20 protein-coding genes and 1 tRNA gene are annotated in these 23,068 nt (G+C 49.9%); 11 read left to right on the forward strand and 10 right to left on the reverse strand.

What is annotated here, in order from left to right; all coding sequences use genetic code 11:
* Nucleotides 1–209 precede the first annotated feature (209 nt).
* Nucleotides 210–1,913: an RNA repair transcriptional activator RtcR gene (gene rtcR, locus JIE71_RS12015; protein ID WP_199508961.1), complete on the reverse strand. Its 1,704-nt coding sequence runs from the start codon at nucleotides 1,911–1,913 to the stop codon at nucleotides 210–212.
* Nucleotides 1,914–1,946: 33 nt separating this feature from the next.
* Complete coding sequence (locus JIE71_RS12020; protein WP_199508962.1) at nucleotides 1,947–2,471, reverse strand: hypothetical protein; 525 nt, start codon at nucleotides 2,469–2,471, stop codon at nucleotides 1,947–1,949.
* Nucleotides 2,472–3,040: 569 nt separating this feature from the next.
* Here JIE71_RS12020 and JIE71_RS12025 point away from each other — a divergent pair.
* From JIE71_RS12025 to JIE71_RS12065, 9 genes are all read left to right on the forward strand, one after another.
* Nucleotides 3,041–4,273 (forward strand): RtcB family protein, encoded by a 1,233-nt coding sequence (locus JIE71_RS12025; RefSeq protein WP_199508963.1) that lies wholly within the window; start codon nucleotides 3,041–3,043, stop codon nucleotides 4,271–4,273.
* Nucleotides 4,274–4,367: 94 nt separating this feature from the next.
* The gene (locus tag JIE71_RS12030; RefSeq protein ID WP_199508964.1) at nucleotides 4,368–4,826 is read left to right on the forward strand and encodes a DIP1984 family protein; all 459 of its coding nucleotides are present in this window, start codon (nucleotides 4,368–4,370) and stop codon (nucleotides 4,824–4,826) included.
* Between the two features lie 346 nt (nucleotides 4,827–5,172).
* Complete coding sequence (gene rtcA / locus JIE71_RS12035; RefSeq protein WP_199508965.1) at nucleotides 5,173–6,336, forward strand: RNA 3'-terminal phosphate cyclase; 1,164 nt, start codon at nucleotides 5,173–5,175, stop codon at nucleotides 6,334–6,336.
* 121 nt (nucleotides 6,337–6,457) lie between these two features.
* On the forward strand, nucleotides 6,458–8,176 hold the full coding sequence (locus JIE71_RS12040; RefSeq protein WP_199508966.1) for an FMN-binding glutamate synthase family protein: 1,719 nt from the start codon (nucleotides 6,458–6,460) through the stop codon (nucleotides 8,174–8,176).
* Nucleotides 8,177–8,286: 110 nt separating this feature from the next.
* Nucleotides 8,287–9,099, forward strand: coding sequence for a phosphodiester glycosidase family protein (locus JIE71_RS12045; RefSeq protein ID WP_199508967.1), 813 nt, complete (start codon nucleotides 8,287–8,289; stop codon nucleotides 9,097–9,099).
* A 134-nt stretch (nucleotides 9,100–9,233) separates the two neighbouring features.
* A complete protein-coding gene (gene ychF, locus JIE71_RS12050; protein WP_199508968.1) occupies nucleotides 9,234–10,325 on the forward strand; it encodes a redox-regulated ATPase YchF in 1,092 nt (363 codons plus the stop codon).
* A gap of 206 nt (nucleotides 10,326–10,531) precedes the next feature.
* Complete coding sequence (locus tag JIE71_RS12055; RefSeq protein ID WP_199508989.1) at nucleotides 10,532–11,080, forward strand: hypothetical protein; 549 nt, start codon at nucleotides 10,532–10,534, stop codon at nucleotides 11,078–11,080.
* Between the two features lie 199 nt (nucleotides 11,081–11,279).
* Complete coding sequence (locus JIE71_RS12060; RefSeq protein WP_199508969.1) at nucleotides 11,280–12,731, forward strand: deoxyguanosinetriphosphate triphosphohydrolase; 1,452 nt, start codon at nucleotides 11,280–11,282, stop codon at nucleotides 12,729–12,731.
* A 111-nt stretch (nucleotides 12,732–12,842) separates the two neighbouring features.
* Entirely contained in the window at nucleotides 12,843–13,559 is a 717-nt protein-coding gene (locus tag JIE71_RS12065; RefSeq protein WP_416232035.1) for a TetR family transcriptional regulator, read from the forward strand.
* A gap of 46 nt (nucleotides 13,560–13,605) precedes the next feature.
* Here JIE71_RS12065 and gspK read toward each other — a convergent pair whose 3' ends face one another.
* From gspK to tsaA, 8 genes are all read right to left on the reverse strand, one after another.
* Nucleotides 13,606–14,655 carry a type II secretion system minor pseudopilin GspK gene (gene gspK, locus JIE71_RS12070; protein WP_323126939.1) on the reverse strand — a complete coding sequence of 350 codons (1,050 nt, stop codon included), beginning with the start codon at nucleotides 14,653–14,655 and terminating at the stop codon, nucleotides 13,606–13,608.
* Complete coding sequence (gspJ, locus tag JIE71_RS12075) at nucleotides 14,652–15,473, reverse strand: type II secretion system minor pseudopilin GspJ (protein WP_199508971.1); 822 nt, start codon at nucleotides 15,471–15,473, stop codon at nucleotides 14,652–14,654. The genes gspK and gspJ overlap by 4 nt, the downstream gene beginning before the upstream one ends.
* A complete protein-coding gene (gene gspI, locus JIE71_RS12080) occupies nucleotides 15,470–15,904 on the reverse strand; it encodes a type II secretion system minor pseudopilin GspI (protein ID WP_199508972.1) in 435 nt (144 codons plus the stop codon). Before gspI ends, gspJ begins: the two co-directional genes overlap by 4 nt.
* Nucleotides 15,905–15,917: 13 nt before the next feature.
* Nucleotides 15,918–16,577 (reverse strand): prepilin-type N-terminal cleavage/methylation domain-containing protein, encoded by a 660-nt coding sequence (locus tag JIE71_RS12085; RefSeq protein WP_199508973.1) that lies wholly within the window; start codon nucleotides 16,575–16,577, stop codon nucleotides 15,918–15,920.
* A 26-nt stretch (nucleotides 16,578–16,603) separates the two neighbouring features.
* Nucleotides 16,604–17,293, reverse strand: a complete 690-nt coding sequence (locus JIE71_RS12090; RefSeq protein ID WP_199508974.1) for a TetR/AcrR family transcriptional regulator — start codon at nucleotides 17,291–17,293, stop codon at nucleotides 16,604–16,606.
* Nucleotides 17,294–17,463: 170 nt separating this feature from the next.
* The gene (locus JIE71_RS12095; protein WP_199508975.1) at nucleotides 17,464–18,252 is read right to left on the reverse strand and encodes a TatD family hydrolase; all 789 of its coding nucleotides are present in this window, start codon (nucleotides 18,250–18,252) and stop codon (nucleotides 17,464–17,466) included.
* A gap of 591 nt (nucleotides 18,253–18,843) precedes the next feature.
* Nucleotides 18,844–20,619 (reverse strand): GspE/PulE family protein, encoded by a 1,776-nt coding sequence (locus JIE71_RS12100; RefSeq protein WP_199508976.1) that lies wholly within the window; start codon nucleotides 20,617–20,619, stop codon nucleotides 18,844–18,846.
* Between the two features lie 183 nt (nucleotides 20,620–20,802).
* A complete protein-coding gene (tsaA, locus tag JIE71_RS12105; RefSeq protein ID WP_199508977.1) occupies nucleotides 20,803–21,564 on the reverse strand; it encodes a tRNA (N6-threonylcarbamoyladenosine(37)-N6)-methyltransferase TrmO in 762 nt (253 codons plus the stop codon).
* A 372-nt stretch (nucleotides 21,565–21,936) separates the two neighbouring features.
* Here tsaA and JIE71_RS12110 point away from each other — a divergent pair, with 372 nt between their 5' ends.
* On the forward strand, nucleotides 21,937–22,710 hold the full coding sequence (locus JIE71_RS12110; protein WP_199508978.1) for a ferredoxin--NADP reductase: 774 nt from the start codon (nucleotides 21,937–21,939) through the stop codon (nucleotides 22,708–22,710).
* A gap of 166 nt (nucleotides 22,711–22,876) precedes the next feature.
* A tRNA-Leu gene (locus JIE71_RS12115) sits at nucleotides 22,877–22,963 on the forward strand.
* Nucleotides 22,964–23,068 lie beyond the last annotated feature (105 nt).

The raw sequence follows: 23,068 nt of genomic DNA on the forward strand, positions 1-23,068 counted from the left end.
GACCAAATACGTCATCGTTTTTTGAAATGAAATTAGCAGCGTTTTTCATGTATAGTTAACTCTAAATAAAAACGATACAGGACAATAAATTCATTTGATTAAACGCTATTTTCCTTGCTTGCTGTGACTACGTCTTTTGATACTGCGAAAAATAGCGTTTAATCTCATCGTATCGATTTTATAGTGAACTGACTATACTTTTAGGCTTATTATCTATATTGACCTACTGACTGATTAAAGCCATTATCCAATCCATCAAACTTCAGCTCATCAAACCTCAGCCCAAACTTTAGCAGATACTTCCGCAGTCGGTCGCTGTCATTGTTACTTTTTAGCTGATTTCTGGAGTTGGCATACAGATAGCGCCCTGCCGCCGCTTGGCTACTGTGCTGATAGCAGACCTCAATCACATACGCCAGCTGCACCGCGTCAAAGGGGTCAAGCGCGTCTTTGTCGTCGCTGGATAGATGACGGCTCAGCACCGTATCCGCGTGCGCTTGCTGCTCGGTTAGGCTGGGTGCATACGCCTTGTCCGCCTGATACTGCGCGCTATTGGGCAATGCCCACAGATGCTTAAGGCGGGTGATTTCTGCCTTAACATCAGGCATACGAATCACTTTGCCTTCGCACAATGTCGTTAAGCGCGTCATGCTGGCGCTTAAATCACGAAAGTTGCCCTGCCACGTCGCCTCAGAACTTGTGGCAAAGGCTTCAAAGTATGCCCGCGCCTCAGGCTCAAAGCGGTATTGATACTGCTGCTCACTGCCGAGACGCGCCAGCTCGTAATCAATATTGGCGGGCAAGTCCTCGATACGGTCTTTTAACGACGGTAAAAAAAACGTCCACGTGTTCAGCCGCGCAAACAAGTCGGCACGAAACTCCCCATCCGCGACCGCTTGGCGCAAATCCTTATTCGTCCCTGCCATCAATTGAAATGACACGTCAATCGAGGTGTCACTCCCAAGCGGATAAAAGCGCTGCGCCTCAAGCGCGGTCAAGAGCATCGCCTGTTCGTCCAGCCCCAGCTCGCCGATTTCATCCAAAAACAGCAAGCCGCCGTCCGCCGATTTGAGCAGACCCTCACGGCTCGACGCCGCGCCTGTAAACGCGCCTTTGACATGACCGAACAGCACGCTCATGGCGGTATCGCCGCGCAAGGTGGCGCAGTTGACTTCGACGAACGCGCCGAGTGCCTGCTTGTTTTTGGCTTTGTTTTTCTTGAGCGCGTAGATTTGTGTTGCCAGTTGCGACTTGCCTGCCCCTGTCGCGCCCATCAGTAAAATCGGAGCGTTGGAGCGTGTGGCGACCTTTTCAATATCAGCAATCAGCTGTTGATAGGCAGCGTTTTGGGTGACGAGATTGGCTTGTAGGGTTTGCCAATGCTGGGCTTTTTCTGCCTCAAAACGCGCGCGCAAACTGTCATAACGCGACACGTCCAAGTCAATGATTTGGTAGCGCCCTTGTGGGTCGTATTGGTCAGGCTTGGGACACGGCGAGGTCTGAATCAAATCGGCAGGCAAAAACCCCGCCTCAACCAGCAAAAACCAGCAAATCTGCGCCACATGCGTACCCGTGGTCAGATGCAGCAGATAGTCGGTGTCCTCACGAAAGGCGAAGCCTGTGACAAAGTCATACAGCTCAGCATAGACATCAGCAAAATCCCACGGACTCGCCAGCGTCACCCGATGCCCAATGACTTTGGTATCGGCGCTGACCTGCGCCACATCATCAACGATGACGTTAAACAGCCGCTTATCGCGCTTGCTATAGAGGATATGCAGCTCATCGACCAGCAGGTCATCATGCAGGCACAGGCTGACGCTCGGACGCCAGCGCTGCCAACGCTTGTTATTAAAGCCATTGTCCAAGGTCGTTCCGAGAAAGCCGATGACGGCGGTTTTTTTACGCTGCACTTTATTAACCTCTATTTATCACACCTTTTCTAATCAGTTACCAATTTGCATTAATTGCTTACTGTCCAATTGATCTTCTATCTGACCTTCATTGATATGGTTATACCCCAACCCAATCGAACATTCAGGCAGCCCCACTACTTCGACCAACTTTTCGTGCGCTTCAATAGCAAATACGAAATCTTGCATCAGTACCTCAAGTAGCGCCTCTTTATTCACCTCATCACATGCCTCAGATAAGTAATCAACCATCACACGAGCTTGCTCTTCCTTTTGCTGTCCCTGCGGTTCATCTGCTTCTTCGTCCATATCTGGCAGCTCGTCATCATATTCAGCATACATTTCTTCAAAGCTCATGCCGCAGCTATAATCTGCTATGAGCTTGCCTTTATTACACAATATGGTAAGCAGCAAATCATCATCATGATTAAGCACGCCCAATGCGCTACAGTCCAGCTCAGATGTCAGCATTAGCAGCATCTCGTAGACGTGTGCTATATCTTGAGTATCACATTGCGCTTCATAAATAACACATTGCTGCTCACTGATTGGCATCACGTATGCGCTAGTAGCCTTACTCTTTAGATATTTAACCGCATCTTTGGCAGCAGTATTCGCTGTAATATTGACGTAAAAATTCCCTATTGTTCTCTCCTAAGCTTAATGATTGGCGTTTTTCATAGCACTGATAATGTTTGATAAGCCTGCATTGTACTGTACAAAACACTTTGTAATAAAGAACTATTGTTTAATTAAAAAATAAAGCATTCTAGCCAAATCTTAAAATTCTATAAGCGTCAGAATAGAATAAAAGCTATATTTATAGAATAAATTATAGCTTTGTTTACTTGATTAAAGTTCATTTTTTCATTAAAAAAGAATTTAAAATATTTTTTATCATTCAATATCAAATACTTATAAAAATAAAAACTATCTTTATCAAAAACTGGCACACCTTTAGCAACCTATAAAGTACAGACAACCGCACTACTACCAACAACGTAGCGAGAATCAAAGATATTTTTCGAAGCCTCTGTCGGCGTAGGCACAGCACGCGAGAAAAATACCTTTGAGTCGAGCGCTTCTATGTGACGGATTGTTTATTCATATACCGCTAAGGAGACACTATGCAGCCTATCAATCACAACATCATTCAAGACGGTGGCACCCCTATCCGACTATGGACCAAAGGCGTGCCTGTCGACCCAAAAGCCCACGACCAGCTGATTAAAGCCTCACAGATGCCTTTTATTTATAAATGGCTCGCGGTGATGCCTGATGTCCATGTCGGTATCGGCGCGACCATCGGGACGGTGCTGCCGACCAAAGAAGCAATTATCCCTGCGGCAGTCGGTGTGGATATCGGCTGCGGCATGATGGCGGTGCAAACTACGCTGACCGCAGATGATTTGCCCGACAACCTGCACGGCCTGCGCACCGAGCTGGAAAAAGCCATTCCGCATGGACGCAGCAAGACACGCGGTCGCGGCTCGCGTCGTGATGTGGGTGCGTGGGCGAACCCTGATGATACCGTCATGAATGGCTGGGGTACGCTGGTCGATGATTTTAATTATCTGACCCAAAAGCATCCCAAACTAAAAAACACCAACAATCTAAAGCATTTGGGCACTCTGGGTACAGGCAATCACTTTGTTGAGGTGTGCCTTGATGAGACCAATCAGGTGTGGATTATGCTGCATTCAGGCTCACGCGGCGTGGGCAATGCCATCGGGCGCTACTTTATTGAGCTGGCGCGTGAGGACATGCGCAAATGGTTTATTAACCTGCCTGATAAAGATTTGGCGTACTTTGCTGAGGGTACTGAACATTTTGACGACTATTGGTTTGCAGTTGGCTGGGCGCAGCGCTTTGCCTTTAAAAACCGCGAAATCATGATGGAAAAAGCCATCCAAGCGCTACGCACCATCATGCCAAAACCGTTCGATGCTGCAGTGAAAGCGGTCAACTGTCACCACAACTATGTGGCAAAAGAAGAGCACTATGGCGAGGAAGTCTTTGTCACGCGTAAAGGCGCGGTGCGCGCTGGCGTCGGAGAGTACGGTATCATTCCAGGGTCGATGGGCGCAAAATCCTTTATCGTCAAAGGTAAAGGCAATGAAGAGTCCTTTTGCTCTTGCTCGCATGGCGCAGGTCGCGTGATGTCACGTACTGAGGCGAAAAGAGTCTTTACTATTGATGACCAAATCGCCCAAACCAAAGGCGTAGAATGTCGTAAAGACAGCGACGTGATTGACGAAATCCCAGCGGCGTACAAAAATATTGAAGACGTGATGAGCGCCCAAAATGACTTGGTGGAAGTGGTACATACCTTGCGGCAGGTGGTTTGTGTGAAGGGGTGAGCAGCATTGCTTTATAATGTGTATAGCCACTTGAGGACAATACTGATAAACCACTATGTCTAAGCTACAATTAAAGAAAATAAGGACAAAAACAATGAAACTCGCAGAAGCCCTACTTATCCGCAGTGATATGCAAAAAAAGCTGGCACAGCTTAAAGGACGCATTCGCAATAATGTCAAAGTCCAAGACGGCGATACGCCAAACGAAGACCCCAATCAGCTATTGATGGACGCAAGCCAGCTGATTACTGAGCTGTCCGCGCTTATCGCCCGTATTCAGCGTACCAACGCGGTGGCGATGACAGACAACAATCAGTCGATGCTGGCGCTGCTCGTTGAGCGCGACACCCTTGAGATGCGCCACAAGCTATTGACCGAGTCGATAGCCGCGACCGAAACCGAGGTCGATCGCTATAGCCCGCGCGAGATTAAATGGCAAGTGATGGTGTCGGTCGGCGCATTGCAAAAGCAGGCGGACGATATCGCCATGAAGCTGCGTCAGCTTAACATTGTCATTCAAGCCAACAACTGGCAAATTGACCTTGTGGACTAGGCGCTTACCTAACTTGTTACACCCTTTTTTAGTTTTGTCTGTCTGATAATAGACAGACCACCCTTTTTGAAATCGACTGGGCGAGTGTCAGACCCCGCGACCCACAGCAGGGGGTTGAAAATATACTGTCGTGGCTGCTACGCGTTGTGGGCAGGCGCATTTTTTTACCACTTATGCCCCGCACATGGCACTTGGCACAATGCACCATTTAGACCTTACCACCAGACACTGACAGTCGGTTTCAATCTTATTTTAAATGCGACCCGAAAAGTATTGGGAAGCATTTTATTATGCCCATTAAAAACATCATCAATCAATAGTCATACAAATCATAAAGATATTTATCATGCCAGCATCAACACATAAAACCCTAAAAATCGACGGCAGCACAGGCGAAGGCGGCGGACAAATCGTGCGCAGCGCCCTCACCTTGTCGATGCTGACAGGCACGCCGATTCAGGTGCGCCGTATCCGCGCAGGTCGCGCCAAGTCGGGACTGATGCGGCAGCATTTGATGTGTGTGCAGGCGGCGCAGACGATTTGTAATGCTGAGGTTTCAGGCGCGGCGCTCGGTAGCGATGCCTTTAGCTTTACGCCGCAAGCGGTGCGCGCAGGCGATTATCATTTTGATATTGGTTCGGCGGGCAGCACCAGCTTGGTGCTACAAACCATTTTGCCTGCGCTGCTGTTTGCAGACAGCCGAGTTGTAGATAGTCAGGATGTTGAAAATAAAAAAAGCGATGCCTCATCGACCGTAACCATTATCGGCGGCACACACAATCCCTTAGCACCGACCACCGATTTTTTGCAGCACGCTTTTGTGCCGCTACTTGCCAAGCTCGGCATGCAGGTCGAGATTGAGTGCGTGCAAGCGGGCTTTGCTCCTATCGGCGGCGGCGTGATTAAGGCTCGTATCACGCCCTTTTTGCGCCGTGCGGGGATGCCGCGATTTGAGCTAACCGAGCGCGGCGCGTTACAAAGCATTGTACTGTGCGCGAGCGTTTTAAACTTAGACTACAGCATTTGTACGCGTGAGCTTACCAGCATAAAGGCATCATTACTCGAGGCGGATATTGATGAGGCGCTGATGAGCACCCAAAGCAAGCGGCTGGATGGCATTGGTGAAGGCAATACTTGCTTTGCCATCGTGACGCATCAGCTTGGCGATAAAAATGAGGCGAAGGCGACTGCTAAGACAAGCACCAAAACAAACACGCACCAAGAAGTCTTTAGCCTGCTTGGGGAAAAGCGTAGCTCGGCAGAAAATATCGGCAAGCGCTTGGCGGGACACATCAGGCGCTATCTGTATGACACCGATGCGCTGATTGATGAATATCTGACTGACCAGCTGCTATTGCCTTTGGCGCTCGCGGGTGGCGGTACGTTTACAGCGCGGATGATTAGCGAGCATAGCAAAACCCAAGCATGGCTCATTGAACAATTTTTACCCGTTGCGATCACGTTTGATGCTATAGACGATGAGCAAATATTAGTCAGAATCACCTGCTAAAATTTGCCAGCATTAGTATACTGTTACCCAATGATACCGACGTGGCGATAGTATCGGTGTATGATATACGCTACAAATTTGAGCGTCTTATCTATATTTACAATGACTATTGAGCGCTGCTATGCCCGAATCCCGTACCAATCTGCACCCTAAACCCAAAAAACCACTGCCTTATCATATCGGCTTACTATTGCGCTATAGTACCTTTGGTGCGGCCATCTGCCTTTCGATTGCAGGTGTGCTACTTGCGCACTGGTGGCTCATCATCATCGGCGGTTTTGCCACAGTGCTTGGTATCTATGACTTGATTCAAGTCAAACACTCCATTTTAAACAACTACCCTGTTGCAGGACATTTGCGTTTTTTGTTTGAGGACTTTCGTCCTGAGATTCGCCAGTATTTTTTAGAAGACGACAAAGAGCAAGTACCGTTTTCACGCCAACAACGGGCGCTGGTTTATCAGCGTGCTAAAAATGTCAGTGATACCAATGCCTTTGGTACACTCGATGACTTGTATAAACAGGGGACAGAGTGGTTTTTGCAATCAGCCGCCAGCCAGCCGCTTAAAAACAAAGACTTTCGTATTACCGTTGGTGGCAGCCGTTGTAAGCAGCCGCATGACATGTCGGTGTTTAATATCTCAGCGATGAGCTTTGGCAGTCTGTCTGCCAATGCGATTATGGCGCTCAATCAGGGCGCAAAGATGGGTAACTTTACCCACGATACGGGAGAAGGCGCGATTAGCCCCTATCATCGTAAGTTCGGCGGCGATTTAATTTGGGAGATTGGCACAGGCTATTTTGGTTGCCGTGATAAAGATGGCAATTTTGATGCTGATAGCTTTGCTAAAAAGGCGGTCGATGACCAAGTCAAAATGATTGAAATCAAGCTGTCGCAAGGGGCAAAACCCGGTAAAGGCGGCGTGCTTCCCTCCAGCAAAATCACCGATGAAATCTCTGAAACGCGCCAAGTACCAAAAGGTCAAGATTGCGTATCGCCCGCCTCACACAGTGCTTTTAATACGCCGCTTGAACTGGTCGAGTTTTGGCAAAAATTACGCGATTTATCAGGGGGCAAGCCTGTGGGCTTTAAGCTGTGTATCGGTCAGCCATGGCAGTTTATGGCGATTGTCAAAGCCATGATTGAGACCGACAATTATCCTGATTTTATTGTCGTTGATGGTGCAGAAGGCGGTACGGGCGCAGCACCTGTGGAGTTTATGGACAGTGTCGGCATGCCACTTATTGACGGCTTTTTGTTGGTACACAATACTTTGGTCGGCGCAGGCATCCGCGACAAAATCAAGGTCGGTGTCAGTGGCAAGATTGTCTCAGGCTTTGATGTGGCGCGCATGCTGGCGCTGGGCGCGGATTGGTGCAACTCGGCGCGCGGCTTTATGTTCGCGGTTGGCTGTATTCAATCACGCTCTTGCCATACCAATACGTGCCCAACGGGCGTCGCCACCCAAGACCCTTACCGACAGGCGGCACTTGATGTACCCACCAAGGCCGAACGCGTGGCGAGCTTTCACAAAAACACGCTCAAATCTCTGGGTAATATCGTCGGCGCGGTCGGTCTTAAACACCCTGATGATTTGATGCCTTATCATATCGCGCGCCGTATCAACGACGGACAAATCAAGCTATTATCGAAGTTTTATTACTTTGCCGATAGTGGTGCGCTCCTTAACCAAAGCGCACGCTCGGATGTGTTTAATCAGATGTGGGCGATGGCCACGCCAAACAGCTTTTTGGCAGACAATGACGCATTGATTGCGTATAATGTTGACGCGCGTGACCGCGGCAAAAGTACCAAAATCCCTGCCTTTGAGCTGCCATAAGCGCCTAAAATGACAAGACCTTTTGGTAAAACGCGCCAAAAGGTCTTGTTTTAGCTACTGCACCCCCGATGGCGTTTTTAACGTTATCAATAATCAAAAGATGTATCTTCATGTTTCGCTTTTCTTCTTTATTTTTTATCAGCACGTTAGGGCTTGGTCTTAGCGCGTGCAGTTTAGACAGCGCCGCTGGTGCTAAGCCTGCCGATAGCCCGCATTGGGAATGTTTTAAGCGCGAGCAGCCTTTTGCCTACAGCGCTTGCCAAGTGGATACCAGCGCGTTAGGCGGCAACCCTGATACCTTAGAGCTGTTTTGGCGCGGCGATAGTAGTAGCACGCCGTTATTGACCTTTGATACCTTGTTAGCACAAATACCCGAAGACAAAACGCTCGCCTTTGGTATGAATGCAGGTATGTATAATAAAGATTACGCGCCGATTGGCTACACCGTCATCAATGGCGAAGAAATCAAATCATTAAATTTAAAAGAAGGCGGCGGCAATTTTCACTTATTGCCAAACGGCGTGCTGTGGTCGGACAAGGCAGGCGCGGTACACATTGACGAAAGCCACGCACTTAAAGACAAGCTCAATAATGGCAGTGCCAAGCCATGGTACGCCACGCAATCAGGGCCGATGCTGGTCATTGATGGCAATATTCATCCCAAATTTGACCCAAACAGCAGCTCGCGCAAGATACGTAACGGTATTGGTATTTGCAGCGATGATACGGTGCTCATGGTCGCCAGCGACACACCTGTAACCTTTTATCAATTTGCTGAAGTGTTTAAAACAGATTTTGGTTGTGACAATGCGCTGTTTTTGGATGGCGGCATCGCCTCAGCCATGTACGCGCCCAGCATCGACAGACACGATAAAAAACAAATGGGTGTGATGGTCGGTGTTGTGCAGCCAGAAACCCAATAAGATACAAGATTTTATGATTCCTTATCAAAACGCGCGGGTAAAAACTTTGCAGAATAAGCCGCAGCGTTTTGGGCGAAATTTTGCTACAATACGCGCGATTTTATTTTATATCCTTGACTAATTGAGAGATGACTATGGGCTTTAATTGCGGCATCGTCGGTTTGCCTAACGTGGGCAAATCCACCTTATTCAACGCATTGACCAAGGCAGGTATTGCCGCGGAAAACTTCCCATTTTGTACCAAAGATCCCAACACGGGCATCGTTCCTGTACCTGATACGCGCCTAAAAGCGCTGGCAGACATTGTAAAACCTGAGCGCGTCATGCCAACCACCATGGAATTTGTCGACATCGCAGGCTTGGTCGCAGGCGCGTCACAAGGCGAAGGCATGGGCAACCAGTTCCTAGCCAACATCCGTGAGACGGACGCGATTGCGCATGTGGTACGCTGCTTTGATGATGACAACGTCGTCCACGTTGACGGTCGCGTCAGCCCGATTGATGACATCGAAACCATCAATACCGAATTGGCACTCGCTGACCTTGACGCCGTGACTCGCGCCATCACCAATCTCAACAAAAAAGCCAAAGGCGGCGACAAAGACGCCCAAGCCATGCTTGCCGTGTTTAACAAAATCGAGCCATTCTTAGCAGACGGCAAACCTGCACGCGCGGCCAATCTCGACGCTGAAGAAAAGCATCTGATTAAGAGCTACGGTCTGATTACTCTAAAGCCAACCATGTATATCGCCAACGTCGCCGAAGACGGTTTTAGTGACAACCCTTACCTAGACGCGGTACGCGACTATGCCAAAGGTGATGATGCCATCGTCATCGCACTGTGCAACCAAATCGAAGCCGAAATTGCCCAGCTCGACGAAGCCGACAAGCAAGACTTCTTAGAAGAAATGGGCATGGAAGAGGCAGGCCTTGACCAAGTGATTCGTGGCGGCTACGACCTACTCGATATGCAAACGTACTTTACCGCTGGCGTTAAAGAAGTGCGCGCATGGACGGTCAAAGTGGGCGCGACTGCCCCAGAAGCGGCAGGCGTAATTCACACCGATTTTGAGCGCGGCTTTATTCGTGCCGAAGTTATCGCCTATGATGACTTTATCGAATACAACGGTGAAAAAGGCGCTGCCGCTGCGGGTAAATCTCGACTAGAAGGCAAAACCTATATCGTTCAAGATGGCGATGTGATGCACTTTAGATTTAACGTGTAAGCTATTAAGCCAAAAAAACCCGTTGAATAACGGCTAATTTTGTCTTTTACGAATAAAAAACCAAGGTAACGCGCTTACTTTGGTTTTTTTTCGTTGATAGCTGTTATATTATAACATTCTTGTTGTCAGCCAATGCATGGTACTTAATCTCCGATGCCATGCGTCGGCTGATACTTTAATGTTTATTAATTTTAAAAGGGCTTGTCATGACCGCGTTTATTAACCTTAAAACTGCGACCGCTATCAGCATCTTAATTCTAGGTTTGGCAGGCTGTAGCCAGCCAAGTGACGAGGCGAGCGCTGCGCCAGATGCAGCGGCACAAACAGATACCGCGAGCGCTGATGCTCATGCAGAACATGAAGGTCATGAAGAACACGACCATGCAGGACAGGATCATGATGCTCACGATCACGACAGTCACGAAGGGCATGACCACCATGACCATGCTGATATGACCACCTATAACTGCCAGCCTGAGCAAAGCATCGGCGCACATTATGACGAACACGATGGCAACATGAGCGCGCATCTATTGATTGACGGTGTTGAATACGATTTGCTGGCGACCAGCGGCGAAAACACCGACCCTGCTATCGGCGGCATCTATGACACCGACATTGGTCTGACGGATGATGCGGTTATGCGCTGGGAAGTGACGGCGGACAAATCACAAGCCACATTGGTGAGCTTGCCTATAGACGCCCAAGGCAGCGATGAGAATGTCTTGTTTGAATGTGAAGTCACAAAGGGCTAAGAGTTTTTAACCACTCCCTGCTTCGCTTGATGCTGAAGTGTGCCGATGGCAATTACTGATAATGAGAAAGCGATAAACAGAAAAGACGGTTGCTGAGCGCTTGACTTACAACCTTCATCTGTTGTTTGCTATGCTAAGGATGCAAGCGTGTTGATACACGTTTGCCTTTTACTTCATTATCATAATAAGCATAGACACCATGACAATAACAACACCAATAAAGCAACCAATTTCCAGCACCGAGCACTGGCAACGCCTTCTTAGCCCGCAGCGTTTGGGCGCAAAACATCCGCCGAGCAGCAACCCTGCCAACCGCTCGCAGTTTCACAAAGACTATGACCGCTTGGTCTTTTCGCACTCCTTTCGCCAGCTCAATCAAAAAACCCAAGTCCATCCGCTCAGTAATCAAATGGGCATTCATACCCGCTTGACGCACTCGCTTGAGGTGTCCTGTATCGGGCGCTCGCTTGGCACCATGGCCGCCGAAAAGCTGCACGATACCTTGTCTGGTGGGTTGCCTGTGGGTATTGGCGCGGCGGATGTCGGCGTTATCATACAGGCGGCGTGTATCGCACACGATATCGGCAATCCGCCTTTTGGGCACGCGGGCGAATACGCCATTCGTGATTGGTTTATGCATCCCGCGCAGCAGCAGCGCCTCGGTCAGCTGAGCATCAATCAGCGCCTAGATATCCTCGCCTATGAGGGTAATGCGCAAGGCTTTCGCGTACTGACGCGCAACGAGCACCACCCCGACAAAGGCGGCATGCGCCTGACCTGCGCGACCCTCGGCGCTTTTATGAAATACCCTTGGCTCGCCAGCCATGCCAATCCCAGCGCGGTTGAGGCGCTGACAGGTGACGCGCACACGGATACCCCGCTATTGACTACGCAAACCGCCTTACGCAAATTTGGCTGCTTTGACAGCGAAGCGGCGCAATTAGAAGAATTAGCGCACGTCTTGGCATTGCCGCGCTCAAGCACGCACGATGGCTTTGCGCGCCACCCACTCGCCTACCTGCTCGAAGCCGCCGACGACATCTGCTACGCGCTGATTGATTTAGAAGACGGTATCAACCTTAATATGCTCAGCTACCCTGAGGTTGCCGAAATTTTATACACACTCATTGGCGATGTGCCCGAGACGATTGCCCTGCCGCATTACGCCTCGGTGCGTCAGCATTTGGCAGCACTGCGCGCCCGTGCCATGATGCGCTTGGTCAATACCGTGACCGATGCCTTTGCCGATAATGCCAAAGCGCTTTTGGCGGGCGAGCTGGAGGGCAGCTTATTCACGCACTGTGCGCCTGATATTCAAGCGGGCATTTATCACGCCAAAAAGCTTGCGCAAGACAAAATCTTTAATCACCCCAGTAAAGTACGTATGGAGCTGATGGCAAATCAATGTCTGCACCGTCTGCTAGACGCCTTAATGCCGCTGGCATGGCAATCACCAAGCGAGCACGCCCCGTTTGAGCAGCAACGCTTGCAAATGCTACTCCAGCCGCATCTTGCCGAGCATCGCCGCAGCTTAACCGACGACACCTACACCAATATTTTGACCATTTTGGACTTTATCACGGGCATGAATGACCACGAAGCCTATCGCCTTGCGCAAGAGCTGCAAGGGCACTGGAATACGATGGTATAACGCGTAGAGCCAACAAATGCAGCGCAAAGGACAAAAAATCGTGCGTTTTTATTCGTAATTTGCGGTCAAAATGCGTATGATAAAAGGTTTATGACTGATATAAAAACTCCTATGAGCAGCCGCGAACAAAAGAAACTCCAAACCCGTCATGCGTTTTTTAATGCCGTTTTAGACTTGGGCATGGCGGGGCAATCATTTAGCGCCATCAGCCTACGGCAAATCACGCGTGAAGTGGGCGTCGTGCCGACCGCGTTTTATCGTCATTTTGATGATATGGAAGCCCTCGGGCGCGCTTTGGTGGTCGAGGAATTGGGCAGCACCATGGCAATTTTGCAAGACCGCTTGCAAATCGGGCGCAAACGCAGCTTTGATCGGCAGATTGCCAAAAGTATTCAGCTGTTTTTGCACACCGTCAGTGCCCAGCCGCGCTATTGGCAGTTTTTGGTCAGTGAGCGCTTTGGTGGTTCAGAGGCGGTGCGCCGCGCTATCAGCAACCTTATCAAAAGCTCGGGCAAAGTCTTGGGCGATGACTTGGGCTTGCAGCCTGCCTTTGCCCATATCAGCGATTATGACCGCGTCTTGCTCGCTGAGGCGGGAATTAACCTGTTCTTTTCTTGGATTATCGATTGGCTGGAGCTGACGTATTCTGAAGACCACGACGACGAGGCGGATCTTGACGAGCTGGAACAAAAAAAGCAAATCATGCTGCACAACTGCACCCGTCAGGCACAGATGCTGTTTTATGGCGCGTACAACTGGAAATCGAGCGAAGAAACCCGCCTTGCCGATGATGCTACTGAAAGCCAGCAAAGCACTACAGACACCTAAAACGATAAACAAGGTTAAGACAAGCAAGCACCGTCCGCTTTAAAAACTAAAACGGCGGACGAAACGCCCACAAGCGCTGGGACACCACACTGACCACCCGCACTGCCTCGTCGTCATTGGCGCTCGGCGCATTCATGCCTGTGGCTTGTTGCGCAGGTTTTTGTTTGGCAAGCAGCACGGTAGCAAAACGCTGGCGGGCGCTGCTGGCTGCACTGTCCGCTTCACTCACCGTAATCAGCGCCATAAAGGCACTGCTCTCTACCGACAATAAAGGCGTAAGGGCTTTGCGCGCCTCCTCATTCATCCCCGCAAACATCGGCTGTGACCACAGCATATCGACCGACTCAAAGACAGTACGTGTGGCGGGCTGCATCAGCGTTGCTAAGGCGGTCGCGTCTGCGCCATCTGTCAGTGCGGCAAGCAGCTCGGGGCTGGCAGTATTGATATTAATCGGCACATAATACGGCACGGCGCTGATATACGGCTGTAAACGAGCAAAGCTGGCATCGTCCATCATCGGCAGCGCTTGCAGTTCGGTAATGTCAATAAAAGGCTGATTGGCTATCACATTCGCCACTGTACCGCCGTTACTACTGGCAACATTCGCCAGATATATCGCCTGCTCGTCGGCAGTGTCTTTATACACTTGGCTATCAAAGTCTTGATAATCAAGAACGACGGTAGCAAGCTCAGGGTCGATGTCTAGCTGCTGCAACAGTCGCTCAAATACCGCCAGCGCTGCCGTGTCTGCTTGCCCATCGTGATATAGATTGTTGATATTAAAACGGCTGCTCTCGTCACGAACCTGCACATTAACGCGGTGCGCGCCGAGCGGATAGTCACTGATTGGCTGCGCCCACACATCGGCGGGGCTGTCGGTTTGATTCAGCTCACTATCGGCACGTATTAAGGCACGCGCCAGCACACTACCTGCGCGCAGGTCGGCCTGCATCTGGTCTTGAGTAAATAATAAGGCACTGCGGCGAATGACGATTTTTTGACTGGCAAGCATCGCACCTGCCATGATGGTGATGCTGACGACCAGTAGTAAAATGGTCAGTAGCGCCATACCGCGCTGATTATGGGGCGCGTTCACAAGCCTGCTCCTTGTGCGCTTTGCTCGGGCACGATGCCGCCTGTATTGCTCATCGTGTTGGTGGCTGGTGGCACTGGGTCTGTACCACTAGCACCACCGTCATCATTGCCATTATTTTCGCTGACGCCGCCATTATCTGTCTTGGACGTATTGCTGGCGACTTTAGGCACTTGTACAGGTTGCGGCGCGAGCGCCCAGCGCCACGCTAAGGGTCGGTCTTGATAGCTGAAAGATACGCCAATACCTTTGGGTAATAGGATGCGTTCGTTATTATCATCATCTTGCGCGGTATTAGTATTACTGTCGTCAGGGAAGCGGTCGCTAACCTCAGGCAGATAGGCCTGCCAGCGTCCATCGCTGACAGCGGAAAGCAGCACACTGTCGATACTGACGTTATTGCTCGTATCCAAACTGACGTATTGATGCCGTATCAGCTGCGAGCCTGCGAACTCATACGCCACGCGCTGCAAGGTCGGGCTACTGCGATAGCGCGGGTCAGGGTCGGCAAAACGGATAAACTCAACGCGGGCAGTATCAAAGGTTAAAAACGGGGTGGGCGCTATTTGCTGCGCGGGATCAGACATGGTGTTGGTCGGTGCATCGGCAGCAGTTAAAGACTCATACGCCACCAGCTGCGCCATGTCCTGCTGAATCTGTAGATAGCTGTACTGCATATCAGCGAGGATGTCGGCTTGTATCTGTGCGCGCTCACGGGCTTTACTGACACCGTCAAATACCTGCCAGCCCGCCACCGCGAGCATGGCAAATATCACCATCGCCACCAGCAGCTCAAGTAAGGTAAAGCCGCGCTGCCTCATGGCGTTGCCTGCTGCGGTAGGTTGAGCATGCCGATGGCTTGTTGGTCATTCATGATGAGGATATTGAGCGTACTTGCCACACTGCCCAGCTGCCCATTGTCAATCGGCGCTACCTCAATAGTGACGGCTTTGAGTGCTGGCGAGACGCTGTCTGCGGCACGAATAGTGGCTTGCCAATCGCGTCCTTGTTCACTTAATTGTTTGTTTTGCGTGCCTGTGATGGAGGTCTGCTGCATCTGTACATCAGCGGCGACATTTTGCGCGACAAAGTGCGCGAGGGTGCGTGTGCGCAAGCGGTCAACCGAGAGCAGATAGGCGCTACTGGCACGCGATGCCGCTACCGCAACCACGGCCAAAATAGCCAGCGCCACCATGACCTCAATTAAGGTAAAGCCGCGTTCACGATAGCCTGTTTGTCGCAGGTTGCTCATTATCGACCCTTTATTATTGCGCTGTGCCCACTTGCACCCGCCCATCAGGTAGGATTTGAATCACCTCGCCCACCAGCCTTGAATTATAGCGCACTTCGATAGCCACTGGCGCGGCTTGCCCTGTACCAAACCACAGCACCTCAGGCGCACCCTTAGTAAACCACGGCTGTAGCGTTTGCCCATTGGTTGCGCCATTGTCAACAGTTAAAGGATTGATGCTCAGGGTCACGCCCACGGGCAGCTCAGGCAAGGTTACCTCAGAGACGTCTTGCCATGTCGGCGTGACTTGCTCTACCGATTGCCCGCCGATGTCCGCTGACAGCTCCATATTGCTTTTGGGTGGCTCGGCTTGCGGCATATTTTGATAGGCGGCATACGCATTATCAAGCTGTACGATGACAGGTTCAGCTTGTCCATTAACATTACCTTGTAATTGCAAGCCCATCGGCTGCATACGCTCGGCAGACAATAGGCGCACATAGTCTAGCGTGTCGGTCAAATGTTCATAAAAGGCACGATTTTTACGCGCTTCACTGCTGCCGACCGACAACCCAACCACCGCCGCAAAGACTGCCAAAATCACCACCACGACCACAATTTCGACCAAAGTAAAGCCCGCCTGTTTGGCGAGCGTCTTTGGTAGTTTTATGGGCGGAATGCGCTGGGCACACATGCTGTCACTGCCTATTGTCGTATGACTTAATACATCGTATTGCGGTGCGCTTCGGACTCGGTGTCGATTTGCTCGACCAGCTCTTGGATATCACTGTCCTCGACGTGTTCATCAGGCGCATAGGTCGGATAGTGGCTGGGCAGCTCCAAAATTTGCATAATAAACGCATAGCGCAACGTGTCACGGCGACCCAAATAGCGCTGATAAAAGCTGGAATTAAGCAGACCTGCGCCGCCTTGACCGAGTGCCCAAATCGACGACAAATAATCGCGCGTACTCATGCTGCTACGCTCATCTTGTAGATACGCGCTGGCAATATCAATCGAGCGCTTCATACGCTGGCGGCGAATATCATACAGCTCACCAAACAGACGGTTTAGTCCTGTCACCGAAGCGGCAAGGCGCTCCTCGATTTGGTTTAATAACATGGCTTTTTGTGGGTTTAATAGCTGCTGAAAAATCATACGCGCCACACCCGCTGAGGGTGAGTCGTCAATTTTATTAATCTCAAACAGCTGTTCTTCATAACGAATAATGATGCGCAAATACAGCTCATCTTTACTCGAAAAATGCTTATACAGCGTGCCTTTTGCCAAGTCGAGTTGCTCGGCTAAATGGTCAAGGGTAATGTCCCCATCCCCTGAATCTAATAACAGTTGCTCGGCAGTCGCCAAAATGGTTTCTTCGCGGGCTTTAAACTGTTGCTGACGGCTCATATGCTCTCCTAACGCCCTGCGGTTCCTTGCGGGCTATGCAACTTTTATTATGAATAATGACCGATTATTAGGGCGTGTTGACCATTCGCAAATAGTCAGTGCCATGGTCGGATGCTCAATACGCCCTATTCGGTTCTGTAAAATGACTGACTAGTCATAGCATAGCGACTCTAGCTGTATTGCGCCAGTAGATTTTCAAAGTTTTTTGTGGTTAAGCGGCCAATCTCTTCTTTACTTGTACCGAGCAAATCACCCAAACATTCTGCTACATACGGCACGTACGCAGGCTCGTTAGGCTTACCGCGTTTGGGCACAGGCGCAAGATACGGACTGTCCGTCTCAATCAGCAGACGGTCTTTGGGCACTTGTAGTGCCACATCGCGCAGACTTTGCGCTTTTTTAAAGCTCACAATGCCCGAAAAAGAAATATAAAACCCCAAATCGAGTGCTGCCTTAGCGGTTTCCCAATCTTCGGTAAAGCAGTGGATAATGCCATGCTCTGCTTTTTCTGCGCGCAAAATATCAATGGTATCGTGCTTGGCTTCACGCGTATGTACAATCAGCGGCTTTTTGAGCGTTTGGCTGGCATGAATGTGCCGTGCCAGACTCGCCTGCTGCTCGCGTTTATTGTCCTCTGACCAGTAATAATCCAGCCCCGTCTCGCCGATTGCCCAGACGGTATCGTCTGCCGCCATTTCGGTTAGGCGCTCATGCGTCGCTGATTGCAGCACGCTGACATCTTCGCACGGATGGATGCCCACACTCATACCCAGATTCAGCGTCTCATCGCTATAGGTATCGACGATGTTTTTGATGGTGTCGTGCTCGGCAAAGTCGCACATAATCGCCATCGCACGGCTGACATTAGCGGCTTTCATCGCTGCAATGACGCTCGATAGCTCACCTTCGTGCGCGGTCAAATCCAAGCGGTTTAGATGACAATGACTGTCTGTAAACATAACGGCTCTCATTACTTATTAAAGTGTTGAATACATCTTTTAAAACGCTAAGTGATAATGAACTCTAAATCAAGGTAGTACAACCTGACGACGTGCTTCTGGCATAAATTTTACTCGCTTGCTGTGCGCTAGGCGCTCCAGAGGCTTCGCAAAATTCACGCCAGCAGCACTGTATTCATTTGATAGTGGATTGGCTATATGCTAAGCGTTTTTGTGTAAAAATTAAGGTAAAGGCTTAAAAAGATGACTGGTCTAATACATTCACAGACACCTTTTTAAGCATAAAAAATATTCGGCGTTAGCATGTTTAATTGTGCTGACGACACAGATTTCAAGCAGCGGTTGTAGCGCGGCAGGTATAGGTTTGTTTTTATCGCCCTGTTGATAGCCTTTTTTATTTAACGCCATGACAAAAGCGCTTAGGGCGTGTCATCAATGAGCACATGACATCATTTAACGGTCTTAAACTGGCTAAATCTTGCCAAACAGCGTCAAAAATCTTGTGAATATACCGATATTCTCTGCAGTTTTTTCCTTGTTTGACTGCGATTTATCTCACTTTAAGCCTTGCTATCTCGATGATAACACGCCCTAATTGAGCGGCACGACACGCAGCACTTCTTCAATGGTAGTCACACCTTCACTGACACGCTTTGCGCCCGATAGACGTAGCGGTTGCAAGCCCTCTCGGTAGGCGTGCTGTTTGAGCGTATCCACGCTGGCATCTTCTGCCACCAGTTTTTTGAGCGCGTTTGACAACGACAGCATTTCATAGATACCTACCCGCCCTTGATAACCTGTATTACGGCAGTGTTCGCAACCCACCGCTTGGTAAGTTTGCGCAGGCATCGGCGCACGCCACGGCTGGGTCAGCTCTTGCCACTGGGCAGCAAGCTCGCTATCAGGCTGCAGAGGCAATGCCGTTTTGCAATGCGGGCACAATGTGCGCAATAAGCGCTGCGCCATCACGCCCAAAATGGTCGCGGAGGTCAAAAAAGGCTGTACGCCCAAATCATGCAGGCGCGTCAGCGAACTGGGCGCATCATTGGTATGTAAGGTAGACAACACCAGATGCCCTGTCAAGGACGCTTGCACCGCCATGTTCGCCGTCTCATGGTCACGAATCTCACCGACCATAATGATATCAGGGTCTTGACGCATCAACGAGCGAATACCGTCCGCAAAATGCAGACCGATACTGGGATTGACCTGCATTTGGTTGAACGACGGCTCAATCATCTCAATCGGGTCTTCAATAGTACAAACATTGACCTGCTCAGTCGCCAGCTGTTTGAGCGTGCTATATAACGTGGTCGTCTTACCTGAGCCTGTCGGCCCTGTGACCAAAATAATACCGTTCGGGTGCGCGGTCAGCTCATGCCATGTCGCCAGCTGTTTGCCGGTTAAGCCAAGCTGCGCAAACGTGCGCACTAAGACTTCAGGGTCAAACACGCGCATTACCAACTTTTCACCAAAGGCGGTGGGCATGGTTGATAGACGCAGTTCGGTTTCCATGCCGTTTGGCATCCGCGTCTTTAGGCGGCCATCTTGTGGCTTGCGCTTTTCGGCGACGTTGAGCCTGCCTAAGATTTTAATACGTGCGGTCACCGCCACCATAATCGCTACGGGCATTTCATACACCGTATGCAGTACGCCATCAATACGAAAGCGCACCTTACCCGTATCGCGGCGCGGCTCTAAATGAATGTCGCTGGCGCGCTGCTCAAAGGCATACTGTAACAGCCAGTCCACCACGCGCACGATATGCTGGTCATTGGCATCAGGATTGGTATTGTCGCCGAGCTGGAGTAGCGCCTCGACATTGGTCACATCTGCCGCCGCCGATTTTTTATGCACATTATTGGCGCTGTTAATCGCTTGGGTAACTTGGTAAAACTCTTGGCGGTAGCGGTTGATTTGCAGCGGACTGACGTACACTGTGCGGTACTCACGCGCACCAATGATTTTCTGAATATTGGCATGCCAGTCGGTAAAAAATGGCTGGTCGGTGCCAATAACCACTTCATCACTGCTGACTGCCATCGGTAAAATATACTGCGAGCGCGCATACTCAAAGGACATGATTTGCGTCACCGCAGGCACATCGACCTTTAGCGGGTCGATACGCACCACAGGCATGTCTGCCTTTTTCGCCAGCCATTGATTGAGCCAGTTGAGGGTAAGTTTTTGCTCAGGCTCATACGGATTGGGCAAGTTAAAGTCACTGATGGTCACCAGCGGATGCTGCCCTTTTTCGCGGCGGCTGGTCATCACCAGATTGTAGCTGCGCTGGTCGATGACGTCATTTGCCAGCAGCTCATCCAAGCACCAGCGCAAATCAATCAGTAATGAAAATCCTGCAACCATTATCGTCCTTAATCATCGTTGTTGTGTCGCCGCTGTTGTGCTGACTTTTGGTGAGAACAATTATCCTAACACGGCGCTCACGTTAACCCTACCCATGTGCGCGTCACCAAGCACTATTTTTACCTTTTTACGGCGTTTTGTTTTAGCCCATTTCGTCGTAAGCATTTGAATTGAAGATACGCCCTAGCTTTCTTTATCGTTGACATACGGCTGTATTTGCATGATTTGCAGAGAGCCTGTATCCGTTAAGCAGAATTGCACATCTACATTTTTATAGCGCATGATAAACGGTGTGCCCACTTCATTGCGGCGATACGCGGGGCGCGGGTCTTGGGCAATAAGGGCGCTAATATGCACCAAATCGCTAGCAAGTAGCGGCACATACGCGCTATCGCTGGTAGCGGCTGCGACACAGTCGGCAAATTGCTGAGCAGCGCTTTCGGATACTGCCACAGACATCGGCGTGGGCGGCTGTGGCGCAAAGCCGCTCACCGCATCAACAAGCGCATCACTGTAGCGGATATAGGGCTTAATATCCACAATCGGCGTGCCATCAATCATATCCGCGCCACGGATATGCAGCTGCACGCGGCCATTGACCACGTGTATGGCGTCAAGTGCCACCACCGACAGTCCCAGCCCTGAGGGGCGATACATGCTGCGACTGGCAAACACGCCAATTTTTTGATTGCCGCCTAAGCGTGGTGGACGCACCTGTGTGCGAAAGGGTGCTTCTGCTGCATCAGGGCGGTTTTTGTGAAATTGCCAACTGATCCAAATGTGCGAAAAATCCTCTAAACCCGCAAATGCCGCTGGTTCAGAGTATGGTGGCAGCATTTCAATAATACTGGGTACGGCTACCAGATTGGGCTGTCTTGGCGCGCCAAACTTTTGTGACAATGGCGAGCGGTGATGACCGATGATCGGTAGCGTATGGCTGGGCATGCAGTTTCCTTACCTGTAGGCATTGGCAAAATTAAAGTTCGATAGCGTTTAAAGGTCAGCGTCAACGCTGCATAATGACACATATCTCGCTAACGATATTCCATTTTATCATGGTAGTGGGTCGTTGCTTGGCGGATTTTTACTTTAAAGTTTGTTATGATGAGCGGGAATGTTTATTGAGAACAACTTACATCTACCAGACGGTATGTCCCATTGAGATACCGTCAGGCTGTACGTCTGTCAAAGGTCAGCACTGGTGTTGGCGCATGGGAACATCGTATATTTACATCCCTTCCCCACCCGTTCGCTTGACCTCATTACCCTTACATATTTTTTGATTTTATACCAAGACAGGTAATTAACGAGGACTTTATGTCAAAACTCCGCACAGAAACGGTCACAGAGGTTCACCACTGGAACGACTCTTTATTTAGTATCAAGACCACCCGTGATGATGGCTTGCGCTTTCGTAATGGCGAGTTTGCCATGATTGGTATCATGGTTGATGGCAGACCGCTATTGCGTGCTTATTCAATTGCCAGCGCCAACTACGAAGAACATTTAGAATTCTTTTCAATCAAAGTTCCTGATGGTCCACTTACCTCGCGCTTACAGCATATTAAAGTCGGCGATGAGCTGTTGGTCAGTAAAAAACCCACAGGCACACTGGTACTAGACGACCTGCTACCGGGCAAACACCTTTATATGCTATCTACAGGTACAGGTCTTGCGCCATTTTTAGCGCTAGCCCGCGATCCTGAAGTGTACGAGCGTTTTGAAAAAATCATCCTCGTCCACGGCGTGCGCCACACTAAAGACTTGGCATATCGTGAGATGTTCGAAAACGAGCTGCCCAATGACGAAATCTTTGGCGAATGGTACCGCGAGAAGTTCATCTACTACCCAACCGTGACTCGTGAAGAATTCCGCAACCAAGGTCGTATCACGGATTTGATGAAGTCAGGCAAGTTCTTTGAAGACATTGGTCTACCACCGATTAACAAAGAAGACGACCGTGTGATGATGTGCGGCAGTATGCCATTCAACGCAGAAGTGTCAGAGATTCTAGACGGCTTTGGCTTGACGGTATCGCCACGTATGGGTGTACAGGCAGACTATGTGGTCGAGCGCGCCTTCGTTGGCTAATCAGCGCTGATAGGTCATATGATACCGTCATCGCAAAAAATATAAATTTTTTATAAAAAATGCTTGACGGTATAAAAAAACCTGCTAGAATACGCAACCTATACAGCGAACGCTGTGACCCAATTAAGTAATCAAGACGTCCATTGACGATGATTATGCCTTACATGCCAGTGTGATGGAATTGGTAGACATGACGGATTCAAAATCCGTTGCCTTTAAAAGCGTGTCGGTTCGAGTCCGACCACTGGTACCATTTAAGAAAGCTAAATGGTTGATTTTAAAAGGCTTTAGCAATAAAACAAATTTAGCGTGTACATCTTAGTGTATACTTTGTTCAACGCTTAAAGCCTCTCAATGA

The sequence above is a fragment of the Psychrobacter sp. bablab_jr014 genome (assembly GCF_016464015.1).
Classification (GTDB): Bacteria; Pseudomonadota; Gammaproteobacteria; order Pseudomonadales; family Moraxellaceae; genus Psychrobacter.

Coding starts and splice junctions, on each gene's coding strand:
- JIE71_RS12025 (WP_199508963.1), top strand. CDS start 3,041: ATGCAGCCTATCAATCACAACATCATTCAAGACGGTGGCACCCCTATC.
- JIE71_RS12030 (WP_199508964.1), top strand. CDS start 4,368: ATGAAACTCGCAGAAGCCCTACTTATCCGCAGTGATATGCAAAAAAAG.
- rtcA (WP_199508965.1), top strand. CDS start 5,173: ATGCCAGCATCAACACATAAAACCCTAAAAATCGACGGCAGCACAGGC.
- JIE71_RS12040 (WP_199508966.1), top strand. CDS start 6,458: ATGCCCGAATCCCGTACCAATCTGCACCCTAAACCCAAAAAACCACTG.
- JIE71_RS12045 (WP_199508967.1), top strand. CDS start 8,287: ATGTTTCGCTTTTCTTCTTTATTTTTTATCAGCACGTTAGGGCTTGGT.
- ychF (WP_199508968.1), top strand. CDS start 9,234: ATGGGCTTTAATTGCGGCATCGTCGGTTTGCCTAACGTGGGCAAATCC.
- JIE71_RS12055 (WP_199508989.1), top strand. CDS start 10,532: ATGACCGCGTTTATTAACCTTAAAACTGCGACCGCTATCAGCATCTTA.
- JIE71_RS12060 (WP_199508969.1), top strand. CDS start 11,280: ATGACAATAACAACACCAATAAAGCAACCAATTTCCAGCACCGAGCAC.
- JIE71_RS12065 (WP_416232035.1), top strand. CDS start 12,843: ATGAGCAGCCGCGAACAAAAGAAACTCCAAACCCGTCATGCGTTTTTT.
- gspJ (WP_199508971.1), bottom strand. CDS start 15,473: ATGAGGCAGCGCGGCTTTACCTTACTTGAGCTGCTGGTGGCGATGGTG.
- gspI (WP_199508972.1), bottom strand. CDS start 15,904: ATGAGCAACCTGCGACAAACAGGCTATCGTGAACGCGGCTTTACCTTA.
- JIE71_RS12085 (WP_199508973.1), bottom strand. CDS start 16,577: ATGTGTGCCCAGCGCATTCCGCCCATAAAACTACCAAAGACGCTCGCC.
- JIE71_RS12090 (WP_199508974.1), bottom strand. CDS start 17,293: ATGAGCCGTCAGCAACAGTTTAAAGCCCGCGAAGAAACCATTTTGGCG.
- JIE71_RS12095 (WP_199508975.1), bottom strand. CDS start 18,252: ATGTTTACAGACAGTCATTGTCATCTAAACCGCTTGGATTTGACCGCG.
- JIE71_RS12100 (WP_199508976.1), bottom strand. CDS start 20,619: ATGGTTGCAGGATTTTCATTACTGATTGATTTGCGCTGGTGCTTGGAT.
- tsaA (WP_199508977.1), bottom strand. CDS start 21,564: ATGCCCAGCCATACGCTACCGATCATCGGTCATCACCGCTCGCCATTG.
- JIE71_RS12110 (WP_199508978.1), top strand. CDS start 21,937: ATGTCAAAACTCCGCACAGAAACGGTCACAGAGGTTCACCACTGGAAC.